The 212-nt window shown below is 65.1% G+C and carries 1 pseudogene; it reads left to right on the top strand.

Features of this window, described 5'->3' with window-relative positions:
* Positions 1-212, top strand: a pseudogene (locus H6M51_RS24480) (sel1 repeat family protein); the annotation flags it as partial.

Here is a 212-nt window from a genome sequence, read left to right as displayed (position 1 = left end):
CCTCGGCGAGATCTACCGCGACGGCGTTCTCGTCGCCGCAGACCAAACCAAAGCACGCGACTTCTTCCAGAAGGCCGCCGATGCAGGCAATGGTGGCGGCGTCATCAATCTCGGCCGCATGCTGGTCGCAGGCCAGGGCGGTCCCGCCGATATCACCGGTGGCATCGCCATGATCGAGCCTCTCGCCGCCGATGGCAATTCATGGGCTCTGG

The organism is Rhizobium sp. AQ_MP, from assembly GCF_014237835.1.
Lineage (GTDB): Bacteria > Pseudomonadota > Alphaproteobacteria > Rhizobiales > Rhizobiaceae > Allorhizobium.
This window is presented reverse-complemented; position numbering and strand designations above follow the sequence as displayed.